Source organism: Flagellimonas amoyensis (genome assembly GCF_003058265.1).
Taxonomy (GTDB): Bacteria; Bacteroidota; Bacteroidia; order Flavobacteriales; family Flavobacteriaceae; genus Flagellimonas; species Flagellimonas amoyensis.
In genome coordinates this window covers 53,133-71,242 of sequence record NZ_QBUK01000012.1, presented here as the reverse complement: position 1 = coordinate 71,242, position 18,110 = coordinate 53,133, and the positions used below count along the sequence as shown (strand labels likewise).

Annotated in this window: 15 protein-coding genes; 6 read left to right on the top strand and 9 right to left on the bottom strand. The window is 47.9% G+C overall.

Features of this window, described 5'->3' with window-relative positions; all coding sequences use genetic code 11:
• From DB398_RS15795 to DB398_RS15785, 3 genes are read left to right on the top strand one after another with little or no spacing between them, the layout of a single operon-like run.
• On the top strand, positions 1 to 1,212 hold the full coding sequence (locus tag DB398_RS15795; protein ID WP_108425423.1) for a DUF4350 domain-containing protein: 1,212 nt from the start codon (positions 1 to 3) through the stop codon (positions 1,210 to 1,212).
• Between the two features lie 3 nt (positions 1,213 to 1,215).
• A complete protein-coding gene (locus DB398_RS15790) occupies positions 1,216 to 2,214 on the top strand; it encodes an AAA family ATPase (RefSeq protein ID WP_108425422.1) in 999 nt (332 codons plus the stop codon).
• A 3-nt stretch (positions 2,215 to 2,217) separates the two neighbouring features.
• The gene (locus DB398_RS15785) at positions 2,218 to 3,552 is read left to right on the top strand and encodes a DUF58 domain-containing protein (protein ID WP_108425421.1); all 1,335 of its coding nucleotides are present in this window, start codon (positions 2,218 to 2,220) and stop codon (positions 3,550 to 3,552) included.
• A 111-nt stretch (positions 3,553 to 3,663) separates the two neighbouring features.
• Here the strand turns inward: DB398_RS15785 and DB398_RS15780 are convergent, their stop codons facing one another.
• The 3 genes from DB398_RS15780 to mnmA form a co-directional block, all read right to left on the bottom strand.
• Positions 3,664 to 4,137: a YfiM family lipoprotein gene (locus tag DB398_RS15780; protein ID WP_199913424.1), complete on the bottom strand. Its 474-nt coding sequence runs from the start codon at positions 4,135 to 4,137 to the stop codon at positions 3,664 to 3,666.
• 51 nt (positions 4,138 to 4,188) lie between these two features.
• Positions 4,189 to 5,130, bottom strand: a complete 942-nt coding sequence (locus tag DB398_RS15775; protein WP_108425420.1) for an NAD(P)H-dependent flavin oxidoreductase — start codon at positions 5,128 to 5,130, stop codon at positions 4,189 to 4,191.
• A gap of 81 nt (positions 5,131 to 5,211) precedes the next feature.
• On the bottom strand, positions 5,212 to 6,402 hold the full coding sequence (gene mnmA / locus DB398_RS15770; protein ID WP_108425419.1) for a tRNA 2-thiouridine(34) synthase MnmA: 1,191 nt from the start codon (positions 6,400 to 6,402) through the stop codon (positions 5,212 to 5,214).
• Between the two features lie 201 nt (positions 6,403 to 6,603).
• Between mnmA and DB398_RS15765 the strand changes: the two genes are divergently transcribed.
• Positions 6,604 to 8,475, top strand: coding sequence for a fasciclin domain-containing protein (locus tag DB398_RS15765; protein ID WP_108425418.1), 1,872 nt, complete (start codon positions 6,604 to 6,606; stop codon positions 8,473 to 8,475).
• Positions 8,476 to 8,788: 313 nt separating this feature from the next.
• Here DB398_RS15765 and yidC read toward each other — a convergent pair whose 3' ends face one another.
• From yidC to DB398_RS15750, 3 genes are all read right to left on the bottom strand, one after another.
• Entirely contained in the window at positions 8,789 to 10,660 is a 1,872-nt protein-coding gene (gene yidC, locus DB398_RS15760) for a membrane protein insertase YidC (RefSeq protein ID WP_108425417.1), read from the bottom strand.
• 66 nt (positions 10,661 to 10,726) lie between these two features.
• The gene (locus DB398_RS15755) at positions 10,727 to 12,361 is read right to left on the bottom strand and encodes a CTP synthase (RefSeq protein WP_108425416.1); all 1,635 of its coding nucleotides are present in this window, start codon (positions 12,359 to 12,361) and stop codon (positions 10,727 to 10,729) included.
• Between the two features lie 49 nt (positions 12,362 to 12,410).
• Complete coding sequence (locus DB398_RS15750; RefSeq protein ID WP_108425415.1) at positions 12,411 to 12,653, bottom strand: DUF3820 family protein; 243 nt, start codon at positions 12,651 to 12,653, stop codon at positions 12,411 to 12,413.
• 43 nt (positions 12,654 to 12,696) lie between these two features.
• On the opposite strand from DB398_RS15750, the gene DB398_RS15745 reads away from it, so the two are divergent.
• Both DB398_RS15745 and DB398_RS15740 read left to right on the top strand, forming a co-directional pair.
• Complete coding sequence (locus tag DB398_RS15745) at positions 12,697 to 13,560, top strand: hydroxypyruvate isomerase family protein (RefSeq protein WP_108425484.1); 864 nt, start codon at positions 12,697 to 12,699, stop codon at positions 13,558 to 13,560.
• Between the two features lie 46 nt (positions 13,561 to 13,606).
• Positions 13,607 to 14,071 carry a hypothetical protein gene (locus DB398_RS15740; RefSeq protein ID WP_108425414.1) on the top strand — a complete coding sequence of 155 codons (465 nt, stop codon included), beginning with the start codon at positions 13,607 to 13,609 and terminating at the stop codon, positions 14,069 to 14,071.
• 18 nt (positions 14,072 to 14,089) lie between these two features.
• Here DB398_RS15740 and DB398_RS15735 read toward each other — a convergent pair whose 3' ends face one another.
• The 3 genes from DB398_RS15735 to DB398_RS15725 form a co-directional block, all read right to left on the bottom strand.
• Entirely contained in the window at positions 14,090 to 14,296 is a 207-nt protein-coding gene (locus DB398_RS15735) for a hypothetical protein (protein WP_108425413.1), read from the bottom strand.
• Between the two features lie 186 nt (positions 14,297 to 14,482).
• The gene (locus DB398_RS15730) at positions 14,483 to 15,520 is read right to left on the bottom strand and encodes an inorganic phosphate transporter (RefSeq protein WP_199913423.1); all 1,038 of its coding nucleotides are present in this window, start codon (positions 15,518 to 15,520) and stop codon (positions 14,483 to 14,485) included.
• Between the two features lie 16 nt (positions 15,521 to 15,536).
• The gene (locus tag DB398_RS15725; RefSeq protein ID WP_108425412.1) at positions 15,537 to 18,089 is read right to left on the bottom strand and encodes a TonB-dependent receptor; all 2,553 of its coding nucleotides are present in this window, start codon (positions 18,087 to 18,089) and stop codon (positions 15,537 to 15,539) included.
• Positions 18,090 to 18,110: the final 21 nt, after the last annotated feature.

Sequence of the window (18,110 nt, the reverse complement as noted above, 5' to 3'; positions counted from 1 at the left end):
ATGGACCGAAAATCGAAAATAGTCATTGCGGTATTTGCCCTCGTTGTTGTCGGGATCATCATTACGGAAATTGTGCGTCCAAGGCCCATCAACTGGCGGCCATCGTACACTTCGGTGGACAAGATCCCGTTCGGGTGTTTTGTGCTCTACAACGAACTTCCTTCCATTTTTCCCAATAGTTCAATTGAAACAGTGGATAAAAGTGTCTATGACATCTTGATCGACCGGGATTCCACCCTAACGTCCAACTATATGTTCATCAATGAATATATTGACCTCGACCACCAGGAAACCAATCAGATCTTGGACTATGTGGACCGAGGAAATACCGTTTTCATTGCCGCCACTGGTTTTGGCTGGGAACTGATGGATACCTTGAACATCGATTTTGGGGCCGACTATTCCTTGAAAGAGGGCACGACCATTTTGGACCTGACCCACGAAAAATTCGAAAAGGAGGAGTTTAAACTGTCCCGAGGAGTGTTCAACTCTTATTTTACCAGTGTGGATTCCACCAAGACCACCATTTTGGGGCATATCTCCTACACCACTGAAAACTATCTGGACGGGGAGCCCGACGAAGAAGTGACCAAACCCAATTTGATCAAGACGCGTTTTGGAAAGGGCCATTTCATCATTTCCTCTACACCCCAGGCCTATTCCAATTATTATATGCTCAAGGGCAATTCGGACTACGTGGCCCATACCTTTTCCTATCTCCAGGATGCCGATGTGCTTTTTTGGGACAATTACAAAAAATCCGGTCGGGTGTTCATCGATTCCCCCATGCGCTTTGTGCTCAACCAAGTTTCCTTGAAATGGGCCTACTATTTGGCCGTTTTGGGCATCCTACTCTTTGTCATCTTTAAGGGCAAGCGGGAACAGCGGATCATTCCCGTCATCGAACCCCTAAAAAATTCCTCGGTGGAGTTTGCACAGGCCGTTGGATCGTTGTACCATCAAAATAAAGACTATACAGATCTGATCAACAAAAAAATAAACTACTTTTTGGCCTACATCCGCAGCCAGTACCATATCGAAACGGCACAAATCAACGAAAAGACGATACAGCTATTGGCGGCCAAAGCCGGCAAGGACATTCAAGAGACCAAGGTTTTGATCGAATATATCTTGAAACTGAAAAATAAAAATGCCCATACGGAGCAGGAAAGCATAGCACTCAATAAAAAAATAACCGCATTTAAGCAGTAACTTATGGAAGAACAAGAACCAAAAGACGACGCACTACAGTTCAATTCCCGTGTGGATCTCACCCGATTACAGGAAGCTGTTTCCAACATAAAGTCCGAACTGGGCAAAGTGATCATTGGGCAGCAGGATATGATAGAACTGCTCATTATTTCCATTTTGGCCAATGGGCATTCGCTCATCGAAGGCGTTCCCGGGGTGGCGAAGACCGTCACGGCCAAATTACTGGCCAAGACCATGAGCGTGGATTTCAGTCGCATCCAGTTTACCCCGGACCTAATGCCGAGCGATATTTTGGGGACTTCCATCTTCAACATCAAAACTTCTGAATTTGAGTTTAAGAAGGGACCTTTGTTCTCCAACATCATCCTCATCGATGAGATCAATCGGGCCCCTGCCAAGACCCAGGCCGCCCTTTTTGAGGCCATGGCCGAGAGACAGATCACGATGGACGGTGTGGAATATGCCATGGAACCCCCATTTTTGGTGTTTGCCACCCAAAACCCCATTGAGCAGGAAGGCACCTATCGATTGCCCGAGGCCCAATTGGACCGTTTCCTTTTCAAGATCAATGTGAGCTACCCCTCACTGGAAGAGGAAATCCAAATCTTGGAGAGCAAGCATGAACAAAAAGCCAAAGTGGAGGAAGACCTTGTCACCGCCCTACTCTCTGCAAAGCAGATTGCGGAGTACCAGGATACCATCAAGGAAATTGTTGTGGAGAAAAACCTGCTCAAGTACATTGCCTCCATAGTGGACAACACCCGCAGCAATGCCAATCTGTACTTAGGGGCATCCCCGAGGGCATCGATTGCCATCATGGATGCTTCAAAAGCGCTCGCCGCGATCAACGGCAGGGATTTCATCACGCCCGATGACATCAAAAAAGTGGCCATCCCCGTTTTGGGACACCGTATTTTACTTACCCCGGAAAGGGAAATGGAAGGATTGACCGCCCACCAGGTGGTGAAACAAATCGTGGACGGCATCGAAATCCCAAGATAAAAAGTGAAAAGGCTCTTCAGACCCATATACCTGCAAAAACGATTTTTCATAATCCTCACGACGCTCATCGTGGGATTTGTGATCTCGTATATGGTCCCCAACCTCTACGGGGCGCTGAAGTTGCTTTTCTTCGTTTTGGTCCTATTGCTGATCGTTGATATCATTTTGCTCTTTGCTTCCAAGGGAAAGGTAGAAGGACACCGAATTTTGTCCGACAAACTCTCCAATGGGGACGAAAACCCGATCCAACTACGATTGATGAACGGATACTTGTTCCCTGTAAAAATCAAGGTCATCGATGAGATTCCTTTCCAGTTCCAGAAAAGGGATTTTCTGTTGGAGACCAAGCTGCCCAGTGGTGGGGAAAAAATGTTCCACTATCAACTACGGCCCACCGAACGTGGGGTGTATTCCTTTGGAAGTCTGAACATTTTTTCGGTTTCACCCATAGGTTTCTTGGCCAGGAAACATGCCGTGGGCCAATCCCAGGAAGTTCCCGTTTACCCCTCGTTCCTCCAACTCCAAAAATATGATCTGCTGGCCTTCACCAACCGTTTGCACGAATATGGCCTGAAGAAAATCAGGCGTATTGGACACACCATGGAATTTGAGCAGATAAAAGATTATGTGCTGGGCGACGATATCCGGAACATCAACTGGAAAGCCACGGCCAAGCGGGGGCAATTGATGGTGAACCAATATCAGGATGAAAAATCACAGCCCATATATTCCGTGATCGATAAGGGACGGGTGATGAAAATGCCCTTCAATGGGCTCAGTCTCTTGGATTATGCCATCAACGCCACCCTGGTGATCAGTAACATTGCCCTAAAAAAACAGGACAAGGCCGGCATGTTCTCCTTTAGCGACAAAATCGAGAACAGGGTGGTCGCGGAGCGGCGGAGCTCCCAGATGAACCTCATCTTGGAAACACTCTACAACCTGGAGACGAATTTTATCGAAAGTGATTTCAGTCGTTTGTATGTGGACGTAAAACGAAACTTGAACCAACGTAGTCTTTTGCTGCTCTATACCAATTTTGAGACCATGGATGCGCTGCACAGACAGCTCCCCTACTTAGTGGCCATGGCCAAACAACATTTGTTGGTGGTGATTTTCTTTGAAAATACCGAGCTGAATGAATTTGCCCATAAAAAAGCGGAAACGGTGCATCAAATTTTTGAGCAGACCATTGCAGAAAAGTTCATTTATGAGAAAAAACTCATTGTGAACGAACTCCGAAAACACGGCATCCAGACCATCTTGACCAAACCAGAGGACCTGACCGTCAACACCATCAACAAATACCTGGAAATCAAGGCGAGGGGATTAATTTAAGTACATCTTTTAGGCGGGCCATCAAATGTCAGGTCGAGCGCAGTCGAGACCTTGATCGAACCCAAAACACTTCTCGACTGCGCTCGAAGTGACAAAAATATCATAGCAACCTTACTCAATATAAAACTGCTGATTGGAAAGTCCCAAGGTATTCAAACTGGGAAGGTTACCATCCGATACCACCAATTCAGATGTTGGATAGGAAAAGGGTTGTTGCTTTTTCAGATCTCGTTGGGAATAGCGGCCTCGCAGTCTTTTTTTGTCGTCCTTTTTGGAAAACAGATCAATGGTGACCCCTACGGTGACACCACCCAATACCGTAGCGGCCAAATCGTCGTTGTCCCAACCGTTCTCGCGCTGTCCCGCATCGACCGCTTCCTTGGCCAAGCCTATGAGCGTACTTCCTGCCACCGAGCCCACAAAGGTCCAGATACGGTTGCCCTCAGAGGCCTGTTTAGCGATTCCTGCTCCGGCCAGACCAAATAGGTTGCCGCCCAAAAAATGGAGTGCTTTGTCCCGCTCCACTTGCCCATGGCAATAGGAAACGAGCACCAAAAAAACTAGTGTGGGGATAAGTGTTCTCATTGCTCTGGGGTAAATGTATGAAAAAGTGGGGAAAGCTTCTACCCGAACAGTTTAATAGCCATTCACTTCCAACTTGGCCTTCTGGAATTCGGCCATCAAATCGGTCACAATTTCGGCTGCAGGCTTCATGGCATGGATCAATCCGGAAACTTGGCCAATTTCCAACTCCCCTTCTTCCATGTCCCCCTCGAACATACCCCGCTTGGCCCTGGCCCTTCCCAACAATGTTTTCAGGTCCTCGACGGATGCACCCTTGGCATAGGCCTCCTGCACATCTTGGTAGAATTTGTTCTTCAGCAGTCGCACGGGTGCAAGCTCCTTCAAGGTCAGTTGGGTATCCCCCTCCTGTGCCTCAACCACTCTTTTTTTGAATGCCTCGTGCGAAGAGGCTTCCGGACTGGCCACAAACCGGCTTCCCACCTGCACCCCATCCGCGCCGAGCACCATAGCGGCCAGCATGGCCCTTCCGGTCGCAATGCCACCTGCCGCAATGAGCGGAACAGTGATTTTTTCCTTCACGGAGGGAATCAGTACCATCGTGGTGGTCTCGTCCCTTCCGTTATGTCCGCCCGCTTCAAAACCTTCGGCCACAATGGCGTCCACCCCAGCTTCTTGGGCTTTCAGGGCAAACTTGACACTGCTCACCACATGCACCACGGTGATCCCTTTCTCTTTGAGAAAACCTGTCCAGGTCTTAGGGTTCCCTGCGGAAGTGAACACGATTTTCACCCCATGGGAGACAATGATCTCCATCAACTTTTCAATATCGGGGTACAGCATGGGAACGTTCACCCCAAAAGGTTTTTCGGTCGCTTTTTTGCACTTGATGATATGTTCCTCCAATACCTCTGGGTACATACTTCCCGCACCCAACAGCCCCAATCCGCCGGCATTGGAGACCGCCGAGGCCAACCGCCATCCGCTGGCCCAGACCATTCCTGCTTGGATGATGGGATACTGTATTCCGAAAAGTTGGGTGATTCTGTTTTGCATGGGATTTTACCAAATACTGTTACCCTCAAAATAAGGGTAAATATTCAGGAAATCGAAATAAAATGGCCGGTTTTGAAAAAACTATGAAATCACGCCAGATCCCACCAACTCATCCTCCACATACCAGGCCACAAACTGTCCTTCGGTAATAGCGGATTGCTTTTCTTGGAAATCCACATACAGACCATTCCCTACTTTGTAGAGAGTGGCTTTTTGCAATGGCTGACGGTAACGGATACGTGCCATCACTTCCATGGTCTGATCCTCCTTCAAGGCCAAATCGGGGCGCACCCAGTGCAGCTCGTCCTCTTTCACAAAAAGTGTGTTCCTGTAAAGACCGGGATGGAACTTGCCCTGTCCGGTATAGATGATGTTCTTGTCCACATCGGTTTCAATGACGAACAAGGGTTCCTTGGTGCCCCCAACATTCAGCCCCTTGCGTTGCCCAATGGTAAAATAATGGGCGCCTTGATGTTCTCCCACGACTTTGCCATCTTCCATGGAAAAAATGGGTTTTTCCGCCTGAAAGGCCAATTTCTCCCTTTCATTGTGAAATTCGGGAACAGCCACCGCAAATTGGGAAGCAGTGCTGGGCACTTCCACAATGATCCCTTTTTTCGGCTTCAATTTTTGCTGCAAAAAGTCGGGCAGGTGTACTTTGCCCACAAAACAGAGTCCTTGGGAGTCCTTTTTATCAGCGGTGATGAGATTGTTCTCTGCGGCAATCTTTCGAACCTCAGGTTTTAGCAATTCCCCGATCGGGAACAACGTCTTGGAGAGTTGCTCTTGGGACAATTGGCATAAAAAATAGGATTGATCCTTATTGGGGTCCTTGCCCGCCAACAACTGATAGGTTTCGCTGCCATTTGCATTCAGGATGGTCCCTTTTCTACAATAATGACCTGTGGCCACGTAGTCGGCACCCAATTGCAAGGCAATTTTTAAAAAGACATCAAACTTGATCTCGCGGTTGCAGAGCACATCCGGATTGGGTGTTCGTCCTCTTTCGTATTCGTTGAACATATAATCCACGATACGCTCCTTGTATTCCGCGCTCAAATCGACGGTTTGGAACGGAATGCCCAATTTTTCGGCCACGATGAGGGCATCATTGCTGTCCTCCAACCATGGACATTCCTCTGAAATGGTTACGGAATCATCATGCCAGTTCTTCATGAAAAGGCCAATTACCTCATACCCCTGCTCTTTTAGGAGATATGCCGCAACGCTGGAATCCACTCCTCCCGAAAGTCCTACAACAACCTTTTTCATTTCAACTTATTAAGGCTACAAAAATAAAAAATAACACGCATTAAAACGATATCCGATATCAGTCGGATTTCTAGGGTAAACTTTTCAAAAGGAACAAAAATTAAAAATGTTAAACTTTTTACAATTTTTCTTAAACAAAATGAATTTTGTTTTGTTTAACTATATCTTTAAAACATTAAACACTTATACAACAACAAGATTATGAAAACATTAGACAAACTATCCCGTTTTACATTACTATCATTGTTCTTGATTTTCACATCCTGTTCGGACGATGACAACGGACCCACCGATCCGCCGGAAACCGATGTGACCATTGTTGCTGCGGCCCAAGCTACCCCACAGTTGAGCAGTTTGGTCAGCGCTCTTCAAAAAGCCGATGAAAGTGCCAACAACGACCTTGTGGCCGCATTGAGCGGAGAAGGCCCCTTCACCGTTTTTGCCCCAACCAATGATGCCTTTGCAGATCTCTTGGCCCAATTGGATGGCTTTGATTCACTCGATGACTTCAACACGCAACAATTACAAGATCTGCTCGCTGTGGTACTGACCTATCATGTAGTTGCGGATGCTGCCGTGATGTCCTCCGATTTGAGCGATGGTCAGACCATCACCACACTACAAGGCTCTACCTTGGAGGTTTCCACCCAAGGTGGGGTGTTCATCAGCGATGCCACTGCACAGGCAGCTCAGGTAACGACCGCCGATATTGAAGCTTCCAATGGGGTTGTCCACATTATTGACAAAGTTTTGCTTCCCCAAGATGCTCTGGATGCATTGGCGGACGTTTTGCTGGTTCCCATCACCGACCTGGCTTTGGGCAATGAGAACCTTGAAAATTTGGTAGCTGCCCTTGTAGCGGCCAACGGAGACCTTCCTACTGTATTGAGGGGAGAAGGACCGTTCACCGTTCTCGCCCCTACTGATGAAGCATTTGAGACATTTTTGGATGGTGCCCAATTGGGTGACATTCCGGTGGATGTATTGACCAATGTGCTGCTCAACCATGTGATCAGTGGTGAAGTGACCTCCGATGACCTAGTTGGTTTGGGTTCTGGCTATACCAGTACGCTGGCGGTTGGTGCTGGCGATCAAAATATGAGTTTGTTCTTCGATACTTCGGGTGACGTTACATTCAATGGGGTATCCACAGTGGTGATGGCCGACGTCAAAGCACTGAACGGTATTGTGCATGTGGTGGATGCCGTGATCGGCTTGCCCGATATTGTGGACCATGCCGTGACCAATCCTAATCTGACCTCTTTGGTCGCAGCTTTGACCAATGGTGGAAACACTACGTTCACCGATCTGCTTTCCAATGAGGAAGAGGATTTCACTGTGTTTGCCCCTTTGAATGATGCCTTCGATGCCTTCACCAATCCAAATTCAAATGATTTGAATGCCATTCTGTCCAACCATGTCGTGGTCGGCGCTGCAGCATTCTCTTCGGGATTGACCAATTCGTATGTGAGCACTGCTGCTGAATTCGACACCGATGAAAACCTGAGCCTTTACATCAATACCGATGATGGCGTAACCTTGAACGGTACGAGCAATGTGGTCTTGGCCGATATTGTTGCTACGAATGGTGTTATCCATGCAGTGGATGCTGTGATCGATTTGCCAACGGTGGTCACCTTTGCCGTGGCCGACCCCAATTTCTCCACCTTGGTACAGGCTTTGACCGAATTGACCCCAAGTGTGGACTTTGTGAGCGTGCTTTCAGCCCAAGGGGGTGCAGGCAGCGATCCCTTTACGGTATTTGCCCCTACCAATGCTGCATTTGAAGCCTTGGCCGCCATACCCGCCGAAGTCGATTTGATCCCAATTTTGCAGCATCATGTGGTTGCAGGGGCCAATGTGAGGTCTGGAGACCTATCCGATGGCATCATGGCCACTACTTTGGAAGGGGATGCCATTACCATCAACTTGCCCGGAACAGGGGATAACATTGCCGATGTGACCGATGGCGCAGGGAATACCGGAATAGGTATCGATGCAGTTGACGTGCAGGCCATCAATGGGGTGATCCATGTGCTGGACACCGTATTGATTCCAGACACGACAAACTAAGATTTTAGCCGTTTCTATATCAGCGCAAAGGCCTTTTGGAAACCATTTTCAAGGGGCCTTTGTCCTTAAAAATTGCAGTTCATCGATAACACATCAAAAGGGGAAATTTTTACTACAAAAACCAATGGTTTGACAACTATTAATTTTTTTCCGATTGATTATGCCGCATCTTTGAAGTCCCAAATCTTTCCAAACTAAACCGAAATATGGAAAACTCCCCCAAGAAATTCTTGAGGGAGTTTTTTTGTTTTGTACAGAATACTATCCTTTGGATAGGCAGCCTTGAAAATCGGCTACTGCCTTTTGAAAAGTCTTATCGCTTGCCCGTTTTCTTCTGCTCCTCGGCCTGTTCCATCATCTCACGCATCTTGCGCTGGAACCTGTTCTCCTTTTTGGGCTTCTTCTTGTTCTCTTGGATCTGTGCATGGATCTTGTCCTCGTCCAAGATGTAGTTCTTGATCGCCAACATGATGAAAATGGTGATCAAGTTGGAAATGAAGTAATAGAGACTCAATCCACTGGCGTAGTTGTTGAAGAAGAACAACATCATGATGGGCGATAGGTACATGATGAACTTCATGTTGGGCATGCCGGGCTGTTGCTGCATCTGCATGCTCTGTCCTGTGGTCATCATCATATAAAAGAAAATGGCAATGGATGCCAATATCGGGAACAAGCTCACGTGGTCCCCATAAAATGGGATGGTGAACGGCAAATTGAAGATGACATCATAAGAAGACAGGTCTTCCGCCCACAAAAAGGGTTTCTGTCGCAAGGCGAAGGATGTGGGGAAGAACATGAAAAGTGCGTAGAAAATGGGCAACTGCAACAATGCCGGTACACAACCGCTCATGGGGCTCACCCCAGCCTTGTTGTAGAGCTTCATGGTCTCCTGTTGCTTTTTCATGGCATTGTCCTTGTATTTCTCGTTGATTTCGGTGATCTCAGGCTTGAGGACCTTCATCTTGGCCTGTGAGAGGTAGGATTTATAGGTGACGGGTGACAATACCAACCGCACGATGATGGTCATGACGATAATGGCGATTCCAAAAGGAAGGAAAGAGCTCAGCATTCCATAGAAAGGGGTGAATACATATCGGTTTATCCATCCGAAAATTCCCCAACCAAACGGAATGGAATCCGCAAGGCCCAATTCCTTATAATCGTCCAACACCTTCACGTCGGTGGGACCGTAGTACCAGTGCATGTTCTGTGACAGTTCGCCTCCTTGCAGTTGCAATGGGGCCTTGGTGCTGTATTCCTTGGTGAAGCGGGTTTCCTTGCTCTCGTCCTCGACCAAGTTCTTGGAGCTCAACTGAGCCGTTTCAAAATGATTGTCCGACGCCAAAATGGAGCTCCAAAAATGCTGTCGGTACGAAAGCCATTTTACATCCTCCTCGGTTTCTTCGTCCAGATCACTGCTCTCCGACAATTTGCTGATGTTGCCATCATCATGGTTATAGGTCAATCGGGTATAGCGGTTTTCATACTGCACACTCTTGTTATGGCGAATGCCCTTCATGTCCCATTCAAGGGTAATCGGTTTACCACTGTTGATGACTCCGTTCAGGCCTTGAGATCGGACCGTGAAACCCAAAAGGTATTCATCAGGTTTCATTTCGTAGCGATACTCCAAAAATTGGTTATCGGCCACTTTGGCCTTCATGGAAAGGACTTGGTTGTCCCCATTTTTGGAAAGTGTGGGTTCAAAGAAAAGGTCGCCGGTATTGAGCACTCGGTTGTCCGAAGTGGAAAAGTTCAGGGCAAAATTGGCGTTGCCCTCCTTCACCAAATACACGGGAACCGAATCAAAGGTGACAAAATTCTTCATCCGGGCCTCCACGATCTGTCCTCCTTTATTGGATACTTCCAGGTAGAGCACCTCGTTCTCCAACGTGGTGGTTCCTTCGGATGCCTGGGTAAAGCCAAATGCCCCTACAGCACTTTTGTAGTTGGCCACAGCAGTGGAATCGGCAAGGTCAATGGCCTGTGCCTGTTTGATGGGGGCCGAATCGTTTTTCGCCTCTTCTGCCTGTTTGGCCGCAGCTTCCACACGTGCCTGCTCCGCTTTTTGGGCCTCCAACTCTTCTGGGGTGGGCTGATTTTGGTAAAACATAAAAATGAGTATCCCAAAAATCAGTACAAATCCAATAATGGACTTGACATCCAGCTTCTTCTCTTCCATGAAAAATATTTAGTAGAACTCTATTATTGCTATTTCAGGTGGCAAATATATGTCCAAAACCGCATTTTATGCCAAACTGGCATTCTTTTGTTTTTGCTTCTGGACCAGTACGGCCTTTACAAAACCAACGAAAAGGGGATGCGGGTTGGCCACGGTACTCTTGTACTCCGGATGGTACTGCACCCCAATGAACCATGGGTGTGAAGGGATTTCCACCACTTCCACGAGCCCTGTTTTAGGGTTAAGTCCAGAGGCCACCAAGCCAGCTTCCTCCATTTGTTGCTTGTAGGCATTGTTGAATTCATACCGATGGCGGTGACGTTCCGCAATGTCAGCACTGCCATATACCTTCTCGACCAGACTGTCCGCTTTCAAGTGGCAGTCCCAGGCTCCCAAACGCATGGTCCCTCCCATATCGGTGATGGATTTCTGTTCTTCCATCAAACTGATGACGGGATACGGAGTGCCTTTGTCCATTTCGGTGGAATTGGCACCTTTCAAGCCTAAAATATTTCTGGCAAACTCGATGACAGCCATTTGCATACCCAGACAGATACCCAGAAATGGCACATTGTTCTCACGGGCATACTGTACCGCTTTTACCTTACCTTCGATGCCGCGCTCGCCAAAACCAGGTGCAACCAGTATACCGTCCAGCCCTTTCAGTTTTTCATTGATGTTCTTGGCCGATAGGTGCTCGGAGTGGATGGACCTTACCTCGACTTCCACCTCATTGGCGGCGCCGGCATGTATAAAGGCCTCCAATATGGATTTATAGGAATCCTGTAGTTCCACATATTTTCCGATCAGACCTATGGTCACCTTATTTTTTGGGTTCTTGTGCCGTTTCAAAAATTCCTTCCATTGGTCCAGATTGGGTTCTGTGTTGTTGGGAAGGTTCAATTTTTCAAGCGTAACGGCATCCAAGCCTTCTTCCTGCATCATCAAGGGCACATCATAAATGGTGGATGCATCGATGGATTGGATCACGGCCTCTTTTTTCACATTGCAGAACAGGGCCAATTTCTCCTTGATGTCCTCAGAAATTTCGTGTTCTGTACGGCAGACCAAAATATCGGCCTTTATCCCGCTCTCCATCAAGGTTTTTACAGAGTGCTGCGTGGGCTTGGTCTTCAGCTCGCCCGCGGCCGACAAAAAGGGCACTAGGGTAAGGTGCACCACAATTCCGTTGTGCTCGCCCAATTCCCAGAGCAGTTGTCGAACAGCTTCAATATAAGGTAAGGACTCAATATCGCCCACGGTACCCCCTATTTCGGTGATGATGATGTCATAATCACCACTCTTGCCCAAAATCTGGATGCGTTCCTTGATCTCGTTGGTGATGTGGGGCACCACCTGGACCGTTTTGCCCAAAAATTCGCCCCTACGTTCCTTTTCAATGACACTTTGGTAGATCCTTCCCGTGGTCACATTGTTCGCCTGGGAAGTACGGACGTTCAAAAAACGCTCGTAATGCCCCAAATCGAGGTCGGTCTCCGCCCCGTCATCGGTCACATAACATTCGCCATGCTCATAGGGGTTCAGCGTTCCCGGGTCAACATTGATGTAGGGATCTAATTTCTGTATGGTGGTCCGGTATCCCCTGGCCTGTAGGAGTTTGGCCAAGGATGCGGCGATGATTCCTTTTCCCAAGGATGAAGTAACGCCTCCCGTAACGAAAATGTACTTGGTCTGTGACATATTGCAGCTTCTATTACGGGGCGTAAAGGTACGAATTGCAGCGCAGAAATCAGGTGGATTCCTTGGGAAATTCTTTTTGCAGCTTTCTGATGATGGGTTCCAGGTTGTTGTCCTTGATGGTGAGCATGGTCTGGAGGTAGTTGCCCAACTTCCCTTCGGGAAAGCCTTTCTGGCTGAACCAAACAAGGTAAGGTAAGGGCAGGTCCACCAGATAACGTCCTTTGTACTTGCCGTAGGGCATCTTATAATGCGCCAGTTCCAAAAGCTGTTTTGTATCGGGCCGTATTTCCATTTGTAGGGCTAATGTACTATCTTTCGAATAAGAAATGCACAAAATGAGACGAAGAAACTTTATAACCACCGCGGCCATTGGCTCCGCTGGATTGGCCTCCGCTACTGCCATGGTTCCCGAAACAGGGCAACCCAAAGAGTTCAAATTGAAGAACAACATCAACCACAGTGTCTGCCAGTGGTGCTTTGGCCATCTTCCTTTGGAGGATTTTCTAAAGATATTGAACGAACTGGGCATCAAGGCCATCGACCTTATTGGTCCGAAGGATTGGCCGTTACTAAAGAAATACGACATCCATTGCTCCATGTGCAATGGCGCGGAAATCAGCCTTACCGAAGGTTGGAACAACCCGAAATACCACGAGCAACTCATCAAAAACTACACGGAAATAATCCCGAAGGTTGCAGAGGCGGGCTATACCAACCTCATCTGCTTTAGCGGTAACCGCAATGGGATGAACGATTATGTAGGTCTTCAAAATTGTGTGGACGGGCTTTCCCAGATCATCCCCTTGGCCGAAAAACATGGCGTGGTACTCCAGATGGAGCTTTTCAACCAGGTGAACCACCCCGACTATATGTGCGATAGTAGCCTATGGGGGGTGGAACTCTGCAAACATTTGGGCAGCGACAACTTTAAATTGTTGTTCGACATTTACCACATGCAGATCCAGGAGGGGGACATCATCCGCAGCATACAGAACTACCACCCTTATTTTGGACACTACCACACCGCCGGGGTTCCCGGTCGTCACGAGATTGATGAAACCCAAGAGCTGTACTACCCCGCCATCATCAAAGCAATACATGCAACAGGATTTAAAGGATATGTGGCCCAAGAGTTCATTGTGACCTGGGAAGACAAGGTCGGCGCGCTAAAGGATGCTTTTTTGAGGTGTGATGTGTAACCACAACTTGCTTTAAAAAAATAGTGAGTCAACAGAATACGTTAATATGAGTCCAGAAGTACCCATAATAATTTTAATTCTAGCGATTCCTAGCTACTTTGTATGCAGTTGGATAATTAGAAAGTTTAAAATTGGTCATGAAAGAAACAGTAGGCAGATTGCGATTGTCTCTGCTTTACTTCTAAGCCCTTTTGTTTATGTTGCCTTAATAATAATTTGGGTTTTTTCAGCTTCATACTACACTTCAAATGACTTTGATAAAATTGAATGGGATTCAAATGTTGAGGAACGATACCGGATGGCTGAAGATATAATTGATAGCAAAATGCTGATTGGAAAAACTAAATCAGATGTGATACAAATTTTAGGAAGTGAATATTCCATTAGTAATGAAAATCATTTATCCTATGAACTTGGAATCAAACCAGGGCTATTCAACATTGATCCAGACTATTTGGATATTAAATTTGAAAATGAAGTAGTTTTAAGTGTTAATCAATCTGGTAACTGAATTAAGGATTGTCTTAATCTATACCTCACTCCGCAAAACCCTCACCACTCCCCTAATCGCCGTAGCCACTTCCTGCAACTCTACTCTAGAAAAAGTATCTTCTTCCACATAGAACAACATCTCCACGGCCAAATCCAACCAATTGGCCAAGGACTCTGGTGTACCATAGACATCTAAAATCAATTCAGATAGTTCTTCTTGCCATTCCCTAGAAAATTCGGTCATCTTTTCGATATTACAGAAGACCAATTTCACAAATAATCTTCAGATGTCCGGCCCTATATATCGTACACCACAAAGACTCCAAAGATTTGATTGATTTTTGGCACCCCGAGTGGATTCGAACCACTGTGAAAGCTTTTGCAGAGCTTAACCTAGCCTCTCGGTCACGGGGTGATCTTTAAAGTTGGGTCAGACCAACTGCTTGATCAGCAAAAAGGCCAGACCAAAGGCAAAAATTGGTGCAACTGCCCACACGGTGAAGAACCGTTTTACCGTTCGGTTCGAAAATGTTTCCCTAAATCCGTTCTTGGTGATGCCCAGCGCAATAAAGGCTGTACCGTTCAACTGTACCAGGGATGTGGGAATGCCCTTGGTCATGGAGGCCATTAGCAAGAGGCTGGCCACCAAGATCGATATCACACAGGCATAAAAAGGGTTGACATCCACAATGTCCTTTCCGTTCTTCTTCGTCACCTTGTGTCCGAACAACGAACTCCCAATGGCAAAACAAGGTGCCGTCAACAGCATGGAATACAAAATGACCCGGGACAGGTCCGTCTCCCCCATCTGGTTCACCGCCAAAGATGCTATGGGGGCGGCGGCATTGGCCACATTGTTCGCCCCAATGGAAAAAGCCACGTACAGCGATGCGGCCACCAAAAGCGCCTTCAACCCCTTGTGTTCCTTCAAATGGTCGTAACTGTCCGTAAAGAACCGATCCTTTAAATAGGGAAACACCCATTTGGACAGGGCCAACATGATCAGGAACGACACCAAGGGCAAAATGAACCATGTGGGTAAAATCTCAAGGAACAGTTTTTGGGTGTTCAGGCCGTCCAGTGCCGTGGCCGCCCCTGCTATGGCCAACACGGTGGACTGGCTCGTGGATTGGGGCACGCCCAGCAGATTGGCCAGGAAAAGGGACAATCCGATACAGAGCAATATAATGGAGGTGACCATTGGGGTGAACAGGGACTGTTCCAACAGCCCGTTCCCCAAGGTAAGGGAGACTTCCTTGCCCGCCAACAAGGCACCGATAAGCACCATGATGCCAAAGAGGGCCGGAATCATGGTCCTTCTGATCACTCCCGCCCCATAAGCAGCGGAAAATGCCGGGGCCGTACCGCTACCGCCCATGTTCACGGCCAAAAACATGGATAGGAACAGGGGAATGGCCATGACTCCCCAAAAGGATTCGATTTCAATCAAGCTCGATAGTGTTTGCATGCTTCAAAATAAATGTTCAGAATAGTTTGAATTGTGTAGTGATCCCATAGGTGGCGGGGTCACCAAGCACGCCCGCATAATGTCCTGCATTGCCCCCTGCTGGCAACAATTGCTCAAAATAATCCTTGTTGAACAGGTTCTTGGCCCAGATAAAGACAGAGAAACTTTTGTTGCCCCTAAAACCCAGCCTACCGTTCACCAGCGTATAACCGTCAATGTTCAGATAGCGGGACGCCGAGGGACTCGAGGAGAACGATGATCGGGCATAGAGATCGGCCCCGAGAAAAAATTCCCCTTTTTCCCCAAACAGATTGCCCCCGCCATGGATCTCGGTACCCGTGGTGACCGTCCACTTGGATATCCCGGGAAGTACTTCTCCCGAAATGTCCTTATAGTCCTCCCCTCCGGTTTCTTCCAAAGGCACCGGTGCATTTGTGAAGGACACATAGGTGCCATCGGTATAGGACACTCCCGCGTTGAACCTAAAATATTGGGGAAGATCATAGAACACTTCCAGTTCAAGTCCCTGCACCCTGACCTTTTCCGCATTGGCCAAGTAACCCCGGGTGACCCCCAGCTGGGCCGACTGTACATTGGTCTGGTAATCCTTGATGTCCGTCCGGAAAGCGGTGAGGTTGAATATGGCATTCTTGAAAGGTTCTGATTTGAGCCCGAGTTCAAAATGGTCCACTTTTTCCGGTTTCACCACGGCCAGTTCCAAAAGGGGCACCCCATCCTCCGTGGGAATCCCACCAAGGTTAAGTCCCACTGGCTTGAATCCCAAAGAGTAGGTTCCGTACACCCTAAAATTTTCATGTAGGATATGGCTCAGGGTCAATTGGCCCGACAGGTTCCAATCATCGATATCCGTCTGGAAGGACATGGGAGTGAAGACCCTGTTCTGCAGAGCGATGAGCGCAGGGTCATCTGTCTGGAGTCCACCCGTCACCGTATTTTCAAAATCTACCTCCTTTTGGTCATAATTGATGCGAAAACCGGGCAGTAGGGACCATTTGTCTGCAAAACTCCAGTCCAACTGTCCAAAAAGGGCACCACTGAAATTGCGGAAACTGGGCCTGGTCTCTTGGGTGAGCCCATCCAATAGTCCCGGGGTCTCCCAAAGGGGATCTTGGTTGTTCTGGACAAACCGCCACTGGTCAGATCCCGCCTCAAGAATGTGTGCCCCTATCGCATCCAATTTTTGGTAAAAGGCAAACAGACCAAGGGTTCCGTCCAATCGTTCAGAAAACTCCCCTGCATAGCGGAACTCCTGTGAATATTGATGATGGATGGACGGGGCCTGAGAGCGTGAAATGGCCGAGAGGCCCGTAAAGTCCCTATCGTTGGACGGCGCCCATTTCCAACTTCTCCATGCCGTGGTGGAGGTCAGTGTGCCCTTTCCCAACGCAATGTCAGCGTTCAGCGACACACCTCCAAAATCCTGGTCCGAATTCCAAGGGGTATCATGGTCAATGACACGGTCGAAAGGGTTTCGGCTGGGCAGGTCGTACCCCAAATCGGCTATGATGTTCTCAAACTGCCTGAAATCGGCCCTTAAGGTCGGTGCCGTACCCGCATACACCTGTGCATACCCATCGGGACGTTGTCTGGTATAATCGGCCGACAACAAAATACTGATGCCTTCACTGGGCAGGTAGAACAACTGTCCCCGTAAACCTTGGTTGTTCAGGGTATTGGTATATTTTTCGGTACGTTGGTTGTAGATGGTCCCATCCCGATGCGTGCCACTAAAGGACAGACGGGCCGCCAATTTGTTGCCCACCAAAGGCCCGGAAAGGGAACCTTTGGTCTGTATGAAGCCATAATTACCAAAAGATTGCTCAAAATTGAGGGTATTGGTAAATGTGGGCCTTCTTGTGGTAATGTTGAAGGTACCGGCCGTGGTGTTTTTCCCAAAAAGGGTCCCTTGTGGCCCCCGGAGCACCTCTATCTGCTTGGTATCGATAAAATCCAGGGTGGTTGCAGCAGGTCGGGCGTAATAGACCCCATCCACATAAAATCCGGCACCGGGATCGATACCATCGTTGGTCAGCCCAAAGGTGGAACCCATCCCCCTGATGTTCAATGTGGTATTTCGGGGGTTGGACGAATACAATTGTACCGACGGTACAAGTTCCTTCACCCGGTTCACGTTGAAGGAGACTGAATTGTCTATTTCCCTCGCCCCAATTACCGCAATGGGTATGGGAATTTCTTGTACGGCCTCACTTCTTCTTCTCGAAGTGACGATGATCTCGTTCAGGGAAGTGCTGGAGGGAGTCAGGTAAATCTCCAAAACTTGGGGAGCGGCCAATCTAAATTCCTTGGTCTCGTAGCCCAAATAGGAGACTTCAATGGTAATAGGGTAATTCTCCGTATGCTCCAACCTAAAACTGCCCTCGAAATCGGTAACGGTTCCGTTTTGGGTATTTTGCACCACTAGGGTGGCCCCTACCAAAGGTTCCGAAGTGGAAGCATCATAAACCGTACCTCGTAACTCTTGCTGGGCATTGACCAAAGTGGTCCACAAAAACGGAAAATAGACCAAAAGATAAATTTTGTTTTTCATAACATTTATATTCTATAGGAT